Genomic DNA, 16,044 nt, shown 5'->3' with positions numbered 1-16,044 from the left:
TAGTGGTCAAGGCAAGGTGATGGTCACATTCGCCGCCCGCGGCGGCAGCTTGACCAGGTCGTTATAGCTGGCCAGCGCCGTCTCGGTATCGCTCGAGAGCTTGGCCCGGAAGCCCACGTACGCCGTCAGCCCGGCCAGTGTGAACACGGCGGTCAGCACCCACAGCGACAGGTCGCTGCGCAGGGTGTTGGTGATTTGGTCGGGACGTTCGGCGTGCGGGGCGAAGCCGCGGTTCTTGCCGCGCATGCGGGCGATCTCGTCGCCAAGGCGCGCCACCAGGTAGGCCAGCTTGTCATGGCCGTCGAGCGCGTAGCGGCCTTCGAAGCCGAGCAGCAGGCACATATGGAAGACCTCCAGCGCCTGCAGGTGCACCACCCCTTTCGCGCGCAGGTCTTCCAGCCGGTGGAAGAAGTGTTCGCCCGCCAGCTGGTCGCCGAACACGCGCAGCTGCAGAGGGCGCGTCTCCCAGGCTTCGCGTACTTCGTAGTTTGAACGCAGGATGATTTCGTCGACCGCCGAACAGAAGGCGTACTTGGCGGCGGTGACGTCTTCGGCCGCGACGCCAATGGCCTTGGCATTGCGGTCGACGTCGCCCAGGAAGGAGGTCATGTGATCGGCGAAGGCCGCCTTGTCGTGCGGGCCGCAGCCGTTCTTCAACAGGAACAGGGCGTAGAAACCTTCGTACATCAGGTCGACCAGCGATTGCGGCGCGCTGCCGGCAGCGCCGCGGCCCGGCGCCTGGGCGGCCCGGCGTTCGACGAGGGCGGTCATGCTGCCACCCCGATCAGGTCGAGCTGGAGGTCGCGGATTCCGTTCGGGACATAAATCGAGATCGCCTGCGCCTTGAGCATGTTCTCGTACAGGACGCCCTTGTTCTCGAGCGCGAAATAATGGGTGTCGGGCCGCACGGGCAGCGCGGCCGGGACCTGCGGTGCGTGCATCAGCTTCACGCCCGGCAGGGCCGAGAGCACGAACTTGTCGACGTCCTGCGGCGCGCCGAGCTTGAAGCGCAGCGGCACCGCGTCGATCAGCTGCAGGGCCGGCATGTCGGCCGATACCGCCAGATACAGCAGGGTCTGGCCGTTGATCTTGCCCGAATCAAGCGCACCGAGATGATACGAGGGCCGGTCGTGCGACAGCGCGACCGAGAAATAGCGGCTCGAGACGACGGTGTCGAGCAGGTCGCGCAGGATGGCGTCGAGGCGCGCGAAGGCCGGTCCCGGATCGAGGTGCGAGTAGGCCGGCAGGTCTTCGAGCTTGTAGCTGCGCGAATAGGCCATCAGGCCGCCGGCCAGCATCAGCATGTCGGCAAACAGGCGCTCCGGGTGCAGTTCGGGATGATGGAGGTAATGCGACAGCGCCGCATAGCCGCTGCTGGCCGTGTGCAGCAGCCAGAACGAGGACATGTCGCCGCCGCGAATCTCGACCACGTTGCGGCTCGGCTCGCGCATGTGTCCATACAAGGCATTCACCTTGGCCAGCAGCTTTTCCATCAGGCGCGCGACTGCAGTGTGCAGTCCGGGCGCACCTTCGACCGAGAGGCTGGGCGCGATGAAGCCGGGATCGACTTCGAAACCGCCTGTGGCCACGCGGCGCAGGCGCACCAGCGGAAAGCTCTCGTATGCCGCGAGGGCATCGAGGTCGGCCACCAGGCGCACCGTCTTCTTTAAATAGGTAATGCCTGCGTCGGCGGCATGGGTGAACAGGTCCTGGGTATCGCGCTCGTGCTGGATAAAGCGGGCGTCGTCGCGCTCGGCGTCCATGTCGGCGCAGTTCTCGCCGTGGGGTTTCAGGGCGGGCAGGGCGGCGTGGAAGGTGATCGACTGGGTGGACGGCGGCAGGCCGCCCAGCTTGACCTGCAGCGGCAGCGCGTCGCTGTCGGGTGCGCGGACAATTTCGCCGTCCGGGAACACCAGCGACAGCGCGTCGATGCGCAGCACGTCGCTAGCCAGCGCCTCATGGTCGATCGCCAGGCGGCGCACGCCCCAGCAATAAGGGTGCAGCGCGCGTGCGGTCTGGTTCAGGCGCGCCTCGTGATAGCGGTCCTGCTGCTGGAAATGCTGGGGGCGCAAGAACAGCCCTTCGCCCCACAGCAGTTTCGATGGCATGTTCACTATGTCCTCGCAAAGAAATGTTTACAGGAAAACGTTGAGCTTGCTGGAAGCCTGCCGCGCCTTCATTGACAGCGCGCAGAACCTGGCGCCATGCCTGCTTGCGTGCCGGATGCGCTGGGTTTGGCGCCGGCCCCGGCCGACAGGGCGCAGGCTTGCAGGGCCACGGTCACGCCGGCGCTTTCCGCTTCCGCGGCGGCGAACGACATTCGCCAGCGCTGCGGCGCCGGCGAATGAAACAGCGCGACGACACCGACATACGCGGCGTCGCGCGGCACTTTTTCGACCACTTCGTAGCGCTGGCCGGGCACCAGGGTCACGTCCTTGACCTCGAGCAGGTCTGACCCGAAGGCTTCGCGGTCGAGCCCCGGGGTGAGGAAGGTGGCATACGGCGCCGCTTCAAACGCGGCGTTCTGGCGCAGGGTGTACACGCGGGCGACCAGCGCCAGCGGCCGGCCCTTGGCATCGGCATTGAGCTTGGGCGCCGCATGCAGGCGCAGGGCGACGCTGCGCGGCGGCTTGAACGCATCGGGCTGGGACTTGCGCATGCCGGTGGCCTCGAGCGCGCGTCCGGCCAGGCCGTCGCCGGCGCAGCCGGGCAGGGCGGCGGCGAGGAGAAGCAGGCAGGTGAAGGTTGCGGCTTTCATGAGTTTCTTGCCTCTCGTAAATAACGCCAACGCTCATTTAACAGCAACGCCGCTGCCTTCTTCTGCGCCGGCGCAAACGCAATCGTCTTCGCATGCGTGCCGGGTGACCTGTCCGGATGTTGACTAGTCGCAACTCTCCTGAAATTGCTTCCCGAATAATGGCGGCTGGTTCAACCGTACTGGAGAGCAAAATGAAGTTCACACGACTGATGCCGGCCATGGCGTGCGTCGCACTGTTGACTGCCTGCGCCAGCACCGGCGACGGGGCGGGCAGTGCGGAAAAGGGGGCGACGATGGAGGCTTCCATCGCCGCGGCCGACGCCGCCATCGCCGCCGGACAATCCGACAGGGCCTATGCCGTCCTGAAGAGCGCGGGCCAGGCCTTCCCGACCGATAAAACCCCCTGGGTGCGCATGGCGCAAATGCGCTTCGACGCCAAGAACTATGGGGCGGCCATCGTCGACGCGCTGGAGGCGATCGAGCGCGATCCGGACGACACGATGGCCAACAGTATTGCCGCGGTCAGCGGCCTGCGTGTGTCGAGCAAGGCGCTGGCCGAGCTGACGCGCAAGAACAAATTGAGCGGCAACGTCAAGTCCGAGGCCGAGGAGCTGGCCAAGCTGCTGCGCACGAGCCTGGGCGAAGACGTGCTGGTGCCGGGCGCGACAAAACAACGCGTCGCACCCGCGCGGCCGAAGCCGCCGGCAACGACGACGGCGACCGCACCGAAATCCGATTCCGGCTCGAGCAACCCGTTCGGCGCACTCAAATAAACCTCGCGGGCCGGCGCCCGCCGGCCTGTCATCCCTTGGAGCAGCCATGGCTAAAAGTGAAAGCGTGCAGAAACGCTTGCAGAAGGTGCGCGCGCCGCGTGTGCAGATGACGTATGACGTCGAGATCGGCGACGCGATCGAAAACAAGGAGCTGCCCTTCGTGGTCGGCGTGCTCGGCGACTTCGGCAACGATCCGAACGCCGAGAAGAAGCGCCTGAAGGACCGCAAGTTCGTCAGCGTCGACGCCGCGAACTTCGACGAAGTGCTCGGCGGCGTGGCGCCGAGCGTGCAGTTCCGCGTCGATAACCACTTGTCCGAGGAAGGTGGCCAGTTCGGCGTGCAGCTGCAGTTCCGCGAGATGGCGGACTTTCGCCCCGAGGCGGTGGTGCAGCAGGTGGCGCCCTTGAAAGGCTTGCTCGAAGCCCGCACCAAGCTGGCGGACCTGCGCAACAAACTGGCCGGGAACGACAAGCTCGACGACATCCTGAGCGAAGTGCTCGGCAATACCGAAAAGCTCGAAGGGCTGCGCAAGACGGAGGATAAATAAATGGCGGCGATGCTCGAACAAGCCGTGAAACCGGCGCAGCTACTTGAACTGGACAATTCCCTGCTCGACCAGATCGTCGAGCAAAGCCGCGTGGCCGCCTCGCCCAGCGAGCATGAGCGCGCGCGCGACCTGATCTCCGAACTCGTCACCCAGGTGATGTCAGGCACGATGGTCGTGTCGAACAACCTGTCCGCGATGATCGACGCGCGCCTGGCGGAACTCGACCGCATGATTTCGAGCCAGTTATCAGCCGTGATGCACGCGCCCGAATTCCAGAAGCTCGAGCGCAGCTGGACCGGCCTGCAGTACCTGGTGAAGAATTCCTCCACCGGATCGAGCCTGCAGATCCGCATGTTCAACGCCAGCAAGCGCGAGCTGGTGAAGGACTTCCAGGCGGCGCTCGAATTCGACCAGAGCTCGATCTTCAAGAAGGTCTATGAAGAGGAATTCGGCACCTTCGGCGGCGCGCCCTACGGCGCCCTGGTCGGTGACTTCGAAATGAGCCGCCAGCCCGAAGACATGTATTTTCTCGAGCAGATGTCGCACGTGGCCGCAGCCAGCCATGCACCCTTCATCACCTCGGCCGCGCCCGAGCTGTTCGGCGTCGACAGCTTCGGCGACCTGGGCAAACCGCGCGACCTGGCCAAGGTGTTCGATACCGTCGAATACGCGAAATTCAAGGCCTTCCGCGAGTCCGAGGATTCGCGTTACGTGGGCCTCACGCTGCCGCGCTTTCTCGGGCGCCTGCCGTACAACCCGGCCGACGGCATGACCACCGAAGGCTTCAATTATGTCGAGGACGTGGACGGCACGGACCACAGCAAATACCTGTGGTGTAACGCCAGCTATGCCTTCGCCTCGAAGCTGACGCGCGCCTTCGAAGATTATGGCTGGTGCGCGGCGATCCGCGGCGTCGAAGGCGGCGGCCTGGTGGAAAACCTGCCGACCCACACCTTCAAGACCGACGAGGGCGAGGTCGCGCTGAAATGCCCGACCGAAGTGGCGATCACCGACCGCCGCGAGAAGGAGCTGTCGGACCTGGGCTTCATCTCGCTGGTGCACTGCAAGAACACCTCGTACGCAGCCTTCTTCGGCGCGCAGTCGGCGCAGAAGGCGAAGAAGTACGCCAACGAAGCGGCCAATGCGAACGCCATGCTGTCCTCGCAGCTGCAGTACATCTTCGCGGTGTCGCGCATCGCCCACTACATGAAGGCCATGATGCGCGACAAAATCGGCAGCTTCGCCGCCGCATCGAACGTCGAGGACTACCTGAACCGCTGGCTGACGCAGTACGTCCTCCTCGACGACAACGCCAGCCAGGAGCAGAAGGCGCAGTTCCCGCTGAGGGAAGCAAGCGTGCAGGTGTCTGAGGTGCCGGGCCGCCCGGGCTGCTACCGCGCCGTTTCCTTCCTTCGTCCGCACTTCCAGCTTGATGAATTGTCCGTCTCTCTCCGACTGGTCGCGGAGTTGCCGCAGTCGACCAAAAGCTAATTCACTTTTTCTAACCTGAACTGGAGCAAACATGGCAATTGACGTATATCTGCAAATTGACGGCATCAAGGGCGAATCGACGGACGACAAGCACAAGGACTGGATCGAGTGCACCTCGGTGAACTGGGGCGTGAGCCAGCCGCGTTCGGCGACCGCCTCCACCGGCGGCGGCCATACGGCCGAGCGCTGCGAACACAAGGAAGTCGTGTTCACCAAGCTGGCCGACCTGTCCTCACCGATCCTGTTGCAGACCTGCTCGGCCGGCAAGACGATTCCGAAAGCGAAGCTCGAATTCATGCGCGCCGACGGCCAGGGCGACCGCATCAAGTACTTCGAGATCGAACTCGAAAACGTCCTGATCGGCGCGATCCGGCCGGAAGTGGACGAGGGCTCGATCATCCAGGAGACGGTCGGCCTGAAGTTCTCGAAGATCAAATGGAAGTACACCCAGCAAAAGGTGACCGGCGGCGCCGGCGGCAATACCTCGGGCGGCTGGGACCTGGCGACCAACAAGATCGCCTAAGTTGTACCCGGGGCGCGTCGCCAAACGGCAGCGCGCCCTTTCTTCTTTACCGCCGCAGGAGACCCCATGAAAGGCTTCACCCCCGGCCTGCTCGACCGCCTGATGGATGAGCGCAGGGAGCCGGGCGTGGCCGCTCAGGGCTTGACGCTCGACCAGATCAAGGACCAGGTGGCGCGCGACCTGGAAGCCCTGCTCAATACCCGCGCCGCCTTGCCCGCCGCCGTGTTCGCGCATTTTCCACTGGCGCGCGCCTCCATCCTCAATTACGGGCTGCTCGATTTCGCCGGCTTTTGCATCACCAGCGACGAGGACCGCGCGGCCATCTGCGCCAGCCTGAAAACGGCCATCGAAATCCACGAGCCGCGCCTGAAGGACGTCAGCGCCAGCCTGGAACTGGCCGAGGGCAGCGTCAACCGGCTCGATTTTGCGATCCACGCGCGGCTCGACCTCGACGCGGGCGGCGACAGCGTCGATTTCAGCGCCGTGCTGCAGCCTTCGTCGCTGCACTACGCGATCAGGAAGAGCGCCAGGGCACGCCCGCCCGGCGGCAAGCGCTAGCCCTATTACCGACAACAAGGACCCGACACGCATGGACATCAACCTCAAGACCCTGATCGGCAAACTGAACGACGCCACGCGCACGGCGGCCACGCGCGCGGCGAATATCTGTGTCGGCCTCGGGCAGTACGAAGTCGATATCGAACACCTGTTCCTGGCGCTGCTCGAGCAGCCCGATTGCGACGTGGTCGTCGCCGCGCGCGCCTGCGGCATCAGCCTCACCGGGCTGGAATCGGACCTGCGGCACGAAGTTGCGCGCTTCGCCGCGGGCAGTGCGCGAACGCCGGTGTTCTCGAAACACCTGCCGATGCTGCTCGAACATGGATGGCTGATCGCCTCGCTCGGGACCAATGGCCCGAACAGCATCAGGAGCGGGCACCTGCTGCTGGCGCTGCTGACCGAACCGAGCCTGGCGCAGCTGGCCCAGCGCGGCTCGCCCTTGTTCGCCCAGTTCCCGCTCGAACGCCTGAAGCACGATTTCGACAAGCTGATGCGCGGCTCGGGCGAATCGATGGCCCCTGCTTCCTGCACGACGCAGGGGCAGGGGCAGGGCGGCGACCCGGTGGGCGAACTCGAAGCCCAGGCGAGCGGCAAGACGCCGGCACTCGACCAGTTCACCACCTGCCTGACCGGCCGCGCGCGCGAAGGCAAGGTCGACCCGGTGATCGGGCGCGACCCCGAGATCCGCCAGGCGATCGACATCCTGATGCGGCGCCGCCAGAACAACCCGATCCTGACCGGCGAAGCCGGCGTCGGCAAGACCGCGGTGGTCGAGGGCCTGGCCTTGCGCATCGTGCAGGGCGACGTGCCCGACGTGCTGCGCGGGGTCGAGATCCACACGCTCGACATGGGCCTGCTGCAGGCCGGCGCCAGCGTCAAGGGCGAGTTCGAGAACCGCCTGAAGAACGTGATCGAAGAGGTCAAGAAAAGCCCGCACGCGATCATCCTCTTCATCGACGAAGCGCACACGATGATCGGGGCCGGCGGCGCGGCCGGCCAGAACGATGCGGCCAACTTGCTCAAACCTGCACTGGCGCGCGGCGAGCTGCGCACGATCGCCGCCACGACCTGGAGCGAATACAAGAAGTATTTCGAGAAGGACGCGGCGCTGGCGCGGCGCTTCCAGGTGATCAAGGTCGAGGAGCCCGACGAGGAAACCGCCTGCGCCATGCTGCGCGCGATGGCGCCGCTGATGGAACAGCATTTCGGCGTGCGCGTCTACGACGAGGCCATCACCGAGGCCGTGCGCCTGTCGCACCGCTACATCAGCGGGCGCCAGCTGCCCGATAAAGCCATCAGCGTATTGGACACCGCCTGCGCCAAGGTCGCGCTGGGCCAGAGCGCGACGCCGGCCCTGCTCGAAGCCTGCATGCGCCGCATCGAACGGATCGACGCCCAGATCGCATCGCTCGAACGCGAGCAGAGCACCGGCGGCGAGCATTCGGCGCGCCTGATGATGCTGCGCGGCGAACGCGTGGCGGCGCTGACCGAGCAGGAACGCCTGACGTCGCGCTGGGAGCAGGAACGTGTGCTGACGCTTGAAGTTGGCCGCATGCGCGGCGAGCTCGAAGCCGGCCGTGGCGACACGCCGCGTCTGCGCGCGCTGGTCGAGGAGCTGCGCGCCGTGCAGGGCGAGGCGCCGCTGGTGCCGGTGCAGGTCGACGGCCACACGGTGGCGGGCATCGTCGCCGGCTGGACCGGCATCCCGCTCGGGCGCATGGTCAAGGACGAGATCAAGACCGTGCTGCAGCTCCAATCCCTGCTCGACGAACGCATCCTCGGCCAGTCGCACGCCACCGCTTGCGTGGCCCAGCGCGTACGCACCGCGCGCGCCAACCTGGACGACCCGAACAAGCCGAAGGGCGTGTTCCTCTTCGTCGGCACCTCGGGCGTGGGCAAGACCGAGACTGCGCTGGCGCTGGCCGACCTGTTGTACGGAGGCGAGCGCAAACTCGTCACCATTAATATGAGCGAATACCAGGAAGCACACAGCGTCTCCGGGCTGAAAGGCTCGCCGCCGGGTTATGTCGGCTATGGCGAAGGTGGCGTGCTGACCGAAGCCGTGCGGCGCAATCCGTACAGCGTGGTGCTGCTCGACGAGGTCGAGAAAGCGCATCCGGACGTGCTCGAATTGTTCTTCCAGGTCTTCGACAAGGGCGTGCTGGACGACGCCGAAGGGCGCCAGATCGACTTTCGCAACACGATCATCATCCTGACCTCGAATACGGCGTCGAGCACGATGATGCAGGCCTGCCTGAACAAGTCGCCAGCCGAGATGCCCAAACCCGACGCGCTGCTCGATGCGATCCGCCCCCAGCTGATGAAGCAGTTCAAGCCCGCCTTCCTCGGCCGCCTGGCCACCGTGCCTTTCTATCCGATCGCCGACGAAGTGCTGGCCAATATCATCCGCCTGAAACTGAACCGCATCGGCCAGCGCGTGCGCGACAACCATGGCGCCACGTTTGAATACGACGAGGCGCTGGTGAATGCTGTGCTGAGTCGCTGCACCGAAGTCGATTCCGGTGCGCGCAATGTCGATACGATCCTCAACGGCACACTGCTGCCCGAGATCGCCGACAGCGTGCTGGCGAAGATGGCCGAGGGCGGGGCGATCGCCCGCATCAAGGTCGGCGCGACCAAGGCCGGCAAGTTCAAGTACGCCATCGATCCGGCATAAGGAGACGCCATGTTCAAGGTCGAGCAGCTGCTCAATCCCGTGTCGGCATCCGCGCCCTGCGGCGAAGACCTCGCGTTCTCGCCCGAGCTCGACGCCATCGCCCAGGCGCGCAAGGCCGACGATCCGTCGCTCGAGCAGGGCGCCTGGGTTACCACGCTCAAGGAGGCGGACTGGAAGTTCGTCAGCAAGCGCTGCGCGCAGCTGCTGGAAACGCGCAGCAAGGACTTGCAGCTGGCGGTCTGGCTGGCCGAGGCGAGCGCCAAGACCGGCGGCCTGCGCAGTCTCGGCGACGCGCTGCTGGTGATTGCCGCGCTGTGCGAGCGCTACTGGGAGGACCTGTATCCGCAGGCCGACGAAGACGGCTTCGAGCGGCGCATCGGCAACCTGTGCTGGATCGCGGCGCGCGTGCCGCAGCTGGTGACGGAGTGTCCGGTGACCGAAGGCGCGGCCATTTCGATGCGCGACATCGAGGCGGCGCGCGTGCATGGCGCCGAGGCGATCGCCAACGTCGAAGCGGCGCGCAGCCGTACCTCGAAAGCCTTCCAGCAAGCGTTGCTGGACGACTGCAATCACTGCCTGTCTGCCCTGGAGGCGCTGGAACAAGCGGTCGACGTGCGCTTCGAGGCCGACGGGCCTGGCTTCAGCAGCGCGCGCACGGCGCTGCAGAACCTGGCCCACTTCGTCACGCCTGCCGCGACCACCACGGCGGTCGTGGCGGCCGCCGCCGCGCCGGGCGCCGCGCCATCGCAGCTCGTCATGCCGGCAGCTACGGGCTTGCCGGTGTTCGCCGGCGCCATCGCCAGCCGCGCCCAGGCGCTGGCCCAGCTGCGCGCGGTGGCCGACTTCTTCCGCCAGGCCGAGCCGCACAGCCCGGTCGCCTACCTGGCGGACAAGGCGGCCAACTGGGGCGAGCAGCCGCTGCACCTGTGGCTGAAAACGGTGGTGAAGGATGCGGGCGCGCTGGCCCACGTCGAGGAAATGCTGGGGATCGTGAAAGAGGAGGGGTGAAATATTCTTTCATCCAGCGGCACTGAATGAAAGAATATTGCAGGGCGGCGCGAGCCGCCCTGTTTGCTTCAGTGACTACTGACTACCGGCCGCTGTCAGCCATTGCCTTTGTCGCCTTCGGGCTTGTCCGCGCCCGGCTTGATGAGCGAGGAAGCCTTGGCAATCTGCTCCTCGACATTCTTGACGGCGTCGCGCGTGGCTTGCGTGACCTGCTCATAGCCCTTGAAGGCGTTCTCGATCGCGGCCTTGATGATCTCGACCGCGTTCTCCGAACCCGGCTTCACGTTTTGCGTGACGTCGTAGATGAGCGCCGACAGCGTGCTCTTCGCCTCGGCCACGTGGACGTCGGCGGCGCGGCGAAACTCGCTTTGCATCTCCTCGATAATCACCTTCATCTGATCGCGGTACTCGACGCTGCCCGACATGTCCGGGGACATGCGCGCCGACAGGGCATCGAAAGCGGCGCGCGCGTCGCGTGCCTGGGACAGGTCGCGGCTGGCCGCGAGCGTCTTGTCCATGGTAGTGCGGGCGGTGGCCATGTTCAGCGCCATCACCTGTTCCAATCCCTTGACCGTTTTATTGGCAAGCATGTCGAAGGTCTGCATTTGCAGGTCAAACAGGGTTTTGGTAGCGGATGCGAATTGTTCCGGACTCGTGAACATTAATGTCTCCTCGGTTCTCATGAATACTGCGATGGACGACCTGCGGGCTAACGAAACCTATTATTTAACAGCGATGATTTTTTCGCAACGGCTGTCTCGATAGAGGCAGCGCTGCGTAGCCCGAGCATAACCCGTTCTGCCGTGGCGTGGCGGAGTTTGTCTTCGCACGAGGGAGGAGGATGGACGCAACAACGCAAAACGCCGCAATCCTTTTGCAAAGATTGCGGCGTTTTGCGCCGGACTCATCCGGAAAACTTTGGTGCCCACGGAGGGACTCGAACCCCCACACCTTGCGGCACACGGACCTGAACCGTGCGCGTCTACCAATTCCGCCACGTGGGCACTGCTGTTACGACAACGATAAAACGATTACAGATGATGCGGAGTTAATGCCAGTAGATGGTGCCCACGGAGGGACTCGAACCCCCACACCTTGCGGCACACGGACCTGAACCGTGCGCGTCTACCAATTCCGCCACGTGGGCACTGGTTACTGCTTACAACGATACGACAAACAACATGATGCGGAGATATTGCCAGTAGATGGTGCCCACGGAGGGACTCGAACCCCCACACCTTGCGGCACACGGACCTGAACCGTGCGCGTCTACCAATTCCGCCACGTGGGCATTGATACGGCATACAACCGAAGCTGATACAATATCAGGCTTTCCCGTTTTTCGCTAGATCAACTTTCGCTGCTCAAACGCGGTATTTCCCGATGCTGCCACCTTCGCTCGAACATTGCTGTCCCTGCGAAGAGCCGAGATTATAGCGGAAGGTTTGCAAAAGTCAAAGACCCGCCCGCCGGGTTTCAGCGCACGCACCGCAGCACGCTTTGTTAGGCGAATCCTGTGGTCCTCCGTTACACTACGCCTGGCAAGGTGTCAATCCAACCATGGTCGCGGCCGGTCTTCGACCCAATTAATAAGAATTCAAGAAAACGATTTGAAGCAACCTACTCATACTATTCCTAGCCGAGAGGAAATCCTCGGCGTGTTCCGTGATGCAGGCACGTCGCTCGATGCGGCCACGCTCGCACGTGCCCTGAACGTCAAGAGCGCCGCCGAAGAAGTCCTCGGCCGCCGCCTGAATGCAATGGAACGCGATGGCCAGATCCGCACCGACGGCACCGGCACCTACGCACTGGCAGATCAAAGCGGCTTCATCGCCGGCAAGGTCGCCGCGCACCGCGACGGTTTCGGTTTCGTCATTCCTGACGAGCCGGGCAACGACCTGTTCCTGAACGACAAAGAAATGCAGAAAGTGCTGCATGGCGACCGCGTGCTGGCGAAAGTCACCGGTACCGACCGCCGCGGCCGCCTGGAAGGCACGATCGTCGAAGTCGTCACGCGCGCCAACACCCACATCATCGGGCGCCTGCTCAATGAAGGCGGTGTCTGGATCGTCTCGCCTGAAGACCAGCGCATGAACCAGGACGTCCTGATCGCCGGTTCTCCCGGCAAGGCCAAGGCCGGCCAGGTCGTCTCGGTCGAACTGATCGAGCAGCCGGCGCGCTTCCAGAAGCCGACCGGGCGCATCGTCGAAGTACTCGGCGAACTCGACGACCCGGGCATGGAAATCGAAATCGCCGTGCGCAAGTTCGGCGTGCCGCACGTCTTCTCGCCGAACGCCCTGAAGCAGGCCAACCGCCTGCCGAACGAAGTCGTCGATGCCGACCTGCTGGATCGCGTCGACCTGCGCGACGTGCCCCTGGTAACGATCGACGGCGAAGACGCGCGCGACTTCGATGACGCCGTGTACTGCGAACCGGTGAAGATCGGCCGCGAGAACGGCTTCCGCCTGCTGGTCGCGATTGCCGACGTCAGCCACTACGTGAAACCGAACGATGGCCTGGACGTCGACGCCATCGAGCGCAGCACCTCGGTCTATTTCCCGCGCCGGGTGATCCCGATGCTGCCGGAAAAACTGTCGAACGGCCTGTGTTCGCTGAACCCGGCGGTCGACCGCCTGAGCCTGGTCTGCGACATGGTCGTCAGCACCGAAGGCGAAGTGCAGGCCTACCAGTTCTACCCGGCCGTGATCCACTCGGCCGCGCGCCTGACCTATAACCAGGTCGCCGACATCCTGCTCGACCCGAAGGGTGAAGAAGCCGGCCGCCGTCCCGCCATCGTGCCGCACCTGCAGAACCTGAACGGCGTGTTCCATGCGCTGCTCGCCGCACGCCAGAAACGCGGCGCGATCGACTTCGAGACGACCGAAACCTATATCGTCTGCAACCCGATGGGCAAGATCGAAAAGATCATCCCGCGCACCCGCAACGATGCGCACCGCCTGATCGAGGAATGCATGCTGGCCGCGAACGTCTGTGCCGCCGACCTCCTGATCCGCCACAAGCATCCGGGCACCTTCCGCATCCACGCCACGCCGACCGAGGAAAAGCTGAACCAGCTGCGTACCTTCCTCAAGATGACGGGCCTGAACCTGGGTGGCGGCCTGAAGCCGACCGCCAACGATTACGCCGCCCTGATGCGCGAAATCAAGGAGCGCCCGGACGCGAGCCTGCTGCAGACCATGCTGCTGCGCTCGATGCAGCAAGCCGTCTACAGCCCGGACAACGTCGGCCACTTCGGCCTGGCCTACGAGGCCTATGCGCACTTCACCAGCCCGATCCGCCGCTATCCCGACCTGCTGACCCACCGTGCGATCAAGGCGGTATTGGCCGGCAAGAAGTACGAGCCGAAGGGCATCGACCTGGCCAAGCTGAACACGACCATGTCGAACGCCGGGCGCAAGCAGGCCGCGAAGCACAAGGCCGAGGGCACCGCCAAGGATCCGAAAGACCTGACCATCTGGGACGCGCTGGGCGTGCATTGCTCGGCCAACGAACGCCGTGCCGACGAAGCCTCGCGCGACGTCGAGAACTGGCTCAAGTGCTACTTCATGCAGGACAAGCTGGGCGAGTCCTTCACCGGCATCGTCGCCGGCGTGACGACCTTCGGCATTTTCGTCCAGCTCGATGAGCTGTATGTCGAAGGCCTGGTCCACGTGACGGGCCTGGGCGAAGACTATTTCCAGTACGACGAATCGCGCCACCTGCTGCGCGGCGAACGCACCGGCAAGACCTTCGGCCTGACCGACCGCGTCACCGTGCAGGTGGCCAAGGTCGACCTCGAAGCACGCAAGATCGATCTCGTGCTGGCGCAGGACGGCAATGCCGTCGCCGCCCCGGCGCAGGACCGTGGTCAAAACCGATCGGGCGGCCGCCGCGACGAGAAGAAGCCGGACCGCAACCGCGGATCGAACGCCCAGCCGGCAGCACCGGCGCCGGCGCCGGTCGAGCGCCAGGCAAACAACGTCGCGCTTGACGAGGGCAAGAGCAGCCGCTCGAAGCGCTCGCGCCGCGGACGCAAGGAACGTGCAGCCGCACGCGAGTTGGCGGGTGACCTGCCGGTCGTCGCGCAGCAGCAGCAGCCGCAAGCGCCGGCACAGCCCCAGTTCAACGGCAACGCGAACGAGGCAGCCGGCAATGGCGACTCCAAGCGTTCGCGCCGTTCGCGCAAGGAGCGTGCAGCCGCGCGTGAACTGGCGAATGCAGCCCCGGTAATCGAGCAGGCGCCGGTTCAACTGGCCGACATCGGCCAGGAGACAGGCGAATCGAAACGCGCCCGCGGTGTGCGCAAGGAGCAGGAAGCTGCTCCTGCCGTGAGCGCGCAGCCAGTCGTCGCCGTGCAGGCGCCGCAGCCTGTCGCCGCGCCGGTCGAGGCCAAGCCTGCGCGCCGTCCGCGCAAGGAAAAGGCTGCGGCCGAACAGCCGTCCCCGGTCGCTGAAGTGCGTAGCGTGGCTGCGGAAGCACCGGTAGCCGCCGAAGCGAAGCGTCCACGCGCCGCCCGCAAGGCAGTTGCCGAGCCTGTTGTGCAGCCCGTTGTCGCAACGCCTGACACGGCCGCTGCCAAGCGTCCGCGCAAGGCCAAGGCGGCTGAGGCGGCAGCACCGGTTGTGCAAGCCGAGGCCGCACCTGCGCCGAAGCGTGCCCGCGCGGTCAAGGCGGCGGCACCGGTGGCAGTCGAGGCTCCGGCCAAGGCGACCCGCACCCGCGCCGTCAAGGCCGAGGCAGCAGCACCGGTCAAAGCAGCACCGGTCAAGGCAGCACCGGTCAAAGCAGCGCCGGTGGCAGCCGCACCAGCCGCCAAAAAGAGCGCCGCCACCAAGCCTGCTGCCAAAAAGAGCGCCGCCACCAAGCCTGCCGCCAAGGCAGCGAGTACCACCTCCAAAACAAGCAGTGCCAAGAAAAGCACGAAGAAAAGTAACGCATGAAGAATAAAATGATTTTCGGCTTCCACGCCGTGACCTCGCGGCTGCGTCACGAAGCCCAGTCGGTGGAAGAAATTTTTGTCGACGCCGAGCGCAACGACGGCCGCATGAAGGACCTGATCGCCAACGCGAAAGCGGCCGGCGTGCGCGTCATGCCGGTCGAAGCGGGCCGTCTCGACAAGATCGTCGGCACCCGCCGCCACCAGGGCGTGATCGCGTTTGCCAGCCAGCTCGCGCTGGCGCGCAACCTCGATGAGCTGCTCGACGCCATCGAAGGCCCGCCGCTGCTGCTCATCCTGGACGGCATCACCGATCCGCACAACTTGGGCGCCTGCCTGCGCGTGGCCGACGGCGTCGGCGCACACGCGGTCATCGTGCCGAAGGACCGCGCGGTCGGCCTGAACGCCACCGCCGCCAAGGTCGCCAGCGGCGCCGCCGAGACCGTCCCCTACATCACGGTGACCAACCTGGCGCGCACCATGCGCGACCTGAAAGACCGCGGCATCTGGCTGATCGGCACCTCGGACGACGCCCCCAAGGGCCTGTACGAAGCCGACTTCACCGGGCCGACGGCGCTGGTGATGGGTTCCGAAGGCGAGGGCATGCGCCGCCTGACGCGCGAGACCTGCGACCTGCTGGTGAACATCCCGATGTTCGGCTCGGTCGAAAGCCTGAACGTCTCGGTCGCCTCGGGCGTCTGCCTGTACGAAGCGCGCCGCCAGCGCGGTATCCAGGCCTAAGCAAGCTCCAAGGATCAGTCGAATGGGTCGTC

At 65.1% G+C, this 16,044-nt stretch carries 13 protein-coding genes and 3 tRNA genes; 9 read left to right on the top strand and 7 right to left on the bottom strand.

The window, feature by feature from the left end; all coding sequences use genetic code 11:
• Positions 1 to 6: 6 nt before the first annotated feature.
• From icmH to tssJ, 3 genes are all read right to left on the bottom strand, one after another.
• Positions 7 to 771: a type IVB secretion system protein IcmH/DotU gene (icmH, locus tag NMB41_RS15265; RefSeq protein WP_494378661.1), complete on the bottom strand. Its 765-nt coding sequence runs from the start codon at positions 769 to 771 to the stop codon at positions 7 to 9.
• Complete coding sequence (gene tssK / locus NMB41_RS15260; RefSeq protein ID WP_494378660.1) at positions 768 to 2,114, bottom strand: type VI secretion system baseplate subunit TssK; 1,347 nt, start codon at positions 2,112 to 2,114, stop codon at positions 768 to 770. Before tssK ends, icmH begins: the two co-directional genes overlap by 4 nt.
• A gap of 62 nt (positions 2,115 to 2,176) precedes the next feature.
• A complete protein-coding gene (tssJ, locus tag NMB41_RS15255; RefSeq protein ID WP_494378659.1) occupies positions 2,177 to 2,758 on the bottom strand; it encodes a type VI secretion system lipoprotein TssJ in 582 nt (193 codons plus the stop codon).
• A 191-nt stretch (positions 2,759 to 2,949) separates the two neighbouring features.
• On the opposite strand from tssJ, the gene NMB41_RS15250 reads away from it, so the two are divergent.
• The 7 genes from NMB41_RS15250 (at position 2,950) to tssA (ending at position 10,335) form a co-directional block, all read left to right on the top strand.
• Positions 2,950 to 3,531 carry a tetratricopeptide repeat protein gene (locus tag NMB41_RS15250; RefSeq protein WP_494378658.1) on the top strand — a complete coding sequence of 194 codons (582 nt, stop codon included), beginning with the start codon at positions 2,950 to 2,952 and terminating at the stop codon, positions 3,529 to 3,531.
• 46 nt (positions 3,532 to 3,577) lie between these two features.
• Entirely contained in the window at positions 3,578 to 4,078 is a 501-nt protein-coding gene (gene tssB / locus NMB41_RS15245; RefSeq protein WP_494378657.1) for a type VI secretion system contractile sheath small subunit, read from the top strand.
• Positions 4,079 to 5,569 (top strand): type VI secretion system contractile sheath large subunit, encoded by a 1,491-nt coding sequence (gene tssC / locus NMB41_RS15240; RefSeq protein WP_494378656.1) that lies wholly within the window; start codon positions 4,079 to 4,081, stop codon positions 5,567 to 5,569.
• A 31-nt stretch (positions 5,570 to 5,600) separates the two neighbouring features.
• Positions 5,601 to 6,092 carry an Hcp family type VI secretion system effector gene (locus tag NMB41_RS15235; RefSeq protein ID WP_494378655.1) on the top strand — a complete coding sequence of 164 codons (492 nt, stop codon included), beginning with the start codon at positions 5,601 to 5,603 and terminating at the stop codon, positions 6,090 to 6,092.
• Between the two features lie 66 nt (positions 6,093 to 6,158).
• On the top strand, positions 6,159 to 6,650 hold the full coding sequence (gene tssE, locus NMB41_RS15230) for a type VI secretion system baseplate subunit TssE (protein WP_494378654.1): 492 nt from the start codon (positions 6,159 to 6,161) through the stop codon (positions 6,648 to 6,650).
• 31 nt (positions 6,651 to 6,681) lie between these two features.
• Positions 6,682 to 9,327: a type VI secretion system ATPase TssH gene (gene tssH / locus NMB41_RS15225; protein ID WP_494378653.1), complete on the top strand. Its 2,646-nt coding sequence runs from the start codon at positions 6,682 to 6,684 to the stop codon at positions 9,325 to 9,327.
• A gap of 9 nt (positions 9,328 to 9,336) precedes the next feature.
• Positions 9,337 to 10,335, top strand: a complete 999-nt coding sequence (gene tssA, locus NMB41_RS15220; RefSeq protein ID WP_494378652.1) for a type VI secretion system protein TssA — start codon at positions 9,337 to 9,339, stop codon at positions 10,333 to 10,335.
• 95 nt (positions 10,336 to 10,430) lie between these two features.
• Here the strand turns inward: tssA and phaP are convergent, their stop codons facing one another.
• From phaP to NMB41_RS15200, 4 genes are all read right to left on the bottom strand, one after another.
• Positions 10,431 to 10,997, bottom strand: a complete 567-nt coding sequence (phaP, locus tag NMB41_RS15215; RefSeq protein ID WP_494378651.1) for a TIGR01841 family phasin — start codon at positions 10,995 to 10,997, stop codon at positions 10,431 to 10,433.
• A 257-nt stretch (positions 10,998 to 11,254) separates the two neighbouring features.
• A tRNA-Leu gene (locus tag NMB41_RS15210) sits at positions 11,255 to 11,339 on the bottom strand.
• A gap of 58 nt (positions 11,340 to 11,397) precedes the next feature.
• Positions 11,398 to 11,482 (bottom strand) — tRNA-Leu (locus NMB41_RS15205).
• A gap of 59 nt (positions 11,483 to 11,541) precedes the next feature.
• Positions 11,542 to 11,626: transfer RNA gene (locus NMB41_RS15200), tRNA-Leu, on the bottom strand.
• 367 nt (positions 11,627 to 11,993) lie between these two features.
• Here NMB41_RS15200 and rnr point away from each other — a divergent pair.
• The gene (gene rnr / locus NMB41_RS15195; protein WP_494378650.1) at positions 11,994 to 15,275 is read left to right on the top strand and encodes a ribonuclease R; all 3,282 of its coding nucleotides are present in this window, start codon (positions 11,994 to 11,996) and stop codon (positions 15,273 to 15,275) included.
• Positions 15,272 to 16,012 carry a 23S rRNA (guanosine(2251)-2'-O)-methyltransferase RlmB gene (gene rlmB / locus NMB41_RS15190; protein ID WP_494378649.1) on the top strand — a complete coding sequence of 247 codons (741 nt, stop codon included), beginning with the start codon at positions 15,272 to 15,274 and terminating at the stop codon, positions 16,010 to 16,012. Before rnr ends, rlmB begins: the two co-directional genes overlap by 4 nt.
• The last annotated feature ends 32 nt before the right edge of the window (positions 16,013 to 16,044 follow it).

Source organism: Massilia sp. FBCC-B171 (assembly GCF_059134155.1).
This window is presented reverse-complemented; position numbering and strand designations above follow the sequence as displayed.

What these genes read in the sequence shown, in the direction of transcription:
- tssH (WP_494378653.1), top strand. Translation starts at nt 6,682, where the DNA reads ATGGACATCAACCTCAAGACCCTGATCGGCAAACTGAACGACGCCACG.
- phaP (WP_494378651.1), bottom strand. Translation starts at nt 10,997, where the DNA reads ATGTTCACGAGTCCGGAACAATTCGCATCCGCTACCAAAACCCTGTTT.
- tssA (WP_494378652.1), top strand. Translation starts at nt 9,337, where the DNA reads ATGTTCAAGGTCGAGCAGCTGCTCAATCCCGTGTCGGCATCCGCGCCC.
- icmH (WP_494378661.1), bottom strand. Translation starts at nt 771, where the DNA reads ATGACCGCCCTCGTCGAACGCCGGGCCGCCCAGGCGCCGGGCCGCGGC.
- rlmB (WP_494378649.1), top strand. Translation starts at nt 15,272, where the DNA reads ATGAAGAATAAAATGATTTTCGGCTTCCACGCCGTGACCTCGCGGCTG.
- tssE (WP_494378654.1), top strand. Translation starts at nt 6,159, where the DNA reads ATGAAAGGCTTCACCCCCGGCCTGCTCGACCGCCTGATGGATGAGCGC.
- tssJ (WP_494378659.1), bottom strand. Translation starts at nt 2,758, where the DNA reads ATGAAAGCCGCAACCTTCACCTGCCTGCTTCTCCTCGCCGCCGCCCTG.
- tssC (WP_494378656.1), top strand. Translation starts at nt 4,079, where the DNA reads ATGGCGGCGATGCTCGAACAAGCCGTGAAACCGGCGCAGCTACTTGAA.
- NMB41_RS15235 (WP_494378655.1), top strand. Translation starts at nt 5,601, where the DNA reads ATGGCAATTGACGTATATCTGCAAATTGACGGCATCAAGGGCGAATCG.
- tssB (WP_494378657.1), top strand. Translation starts at nt 3,578, where the DNA reads ATGGCTAAAAGTGAAAGCGTGCAGAAACGCTTGCAGAAGGTGCGCGCG.
- NMB41_RS15250 (WP_494378658.1), top strand. Translation starts at nt 2,950, where the DNA reads ATGAAGTTCACACGACTGATGCCGGCCATGGCGTGCGTCGCACTGTTG.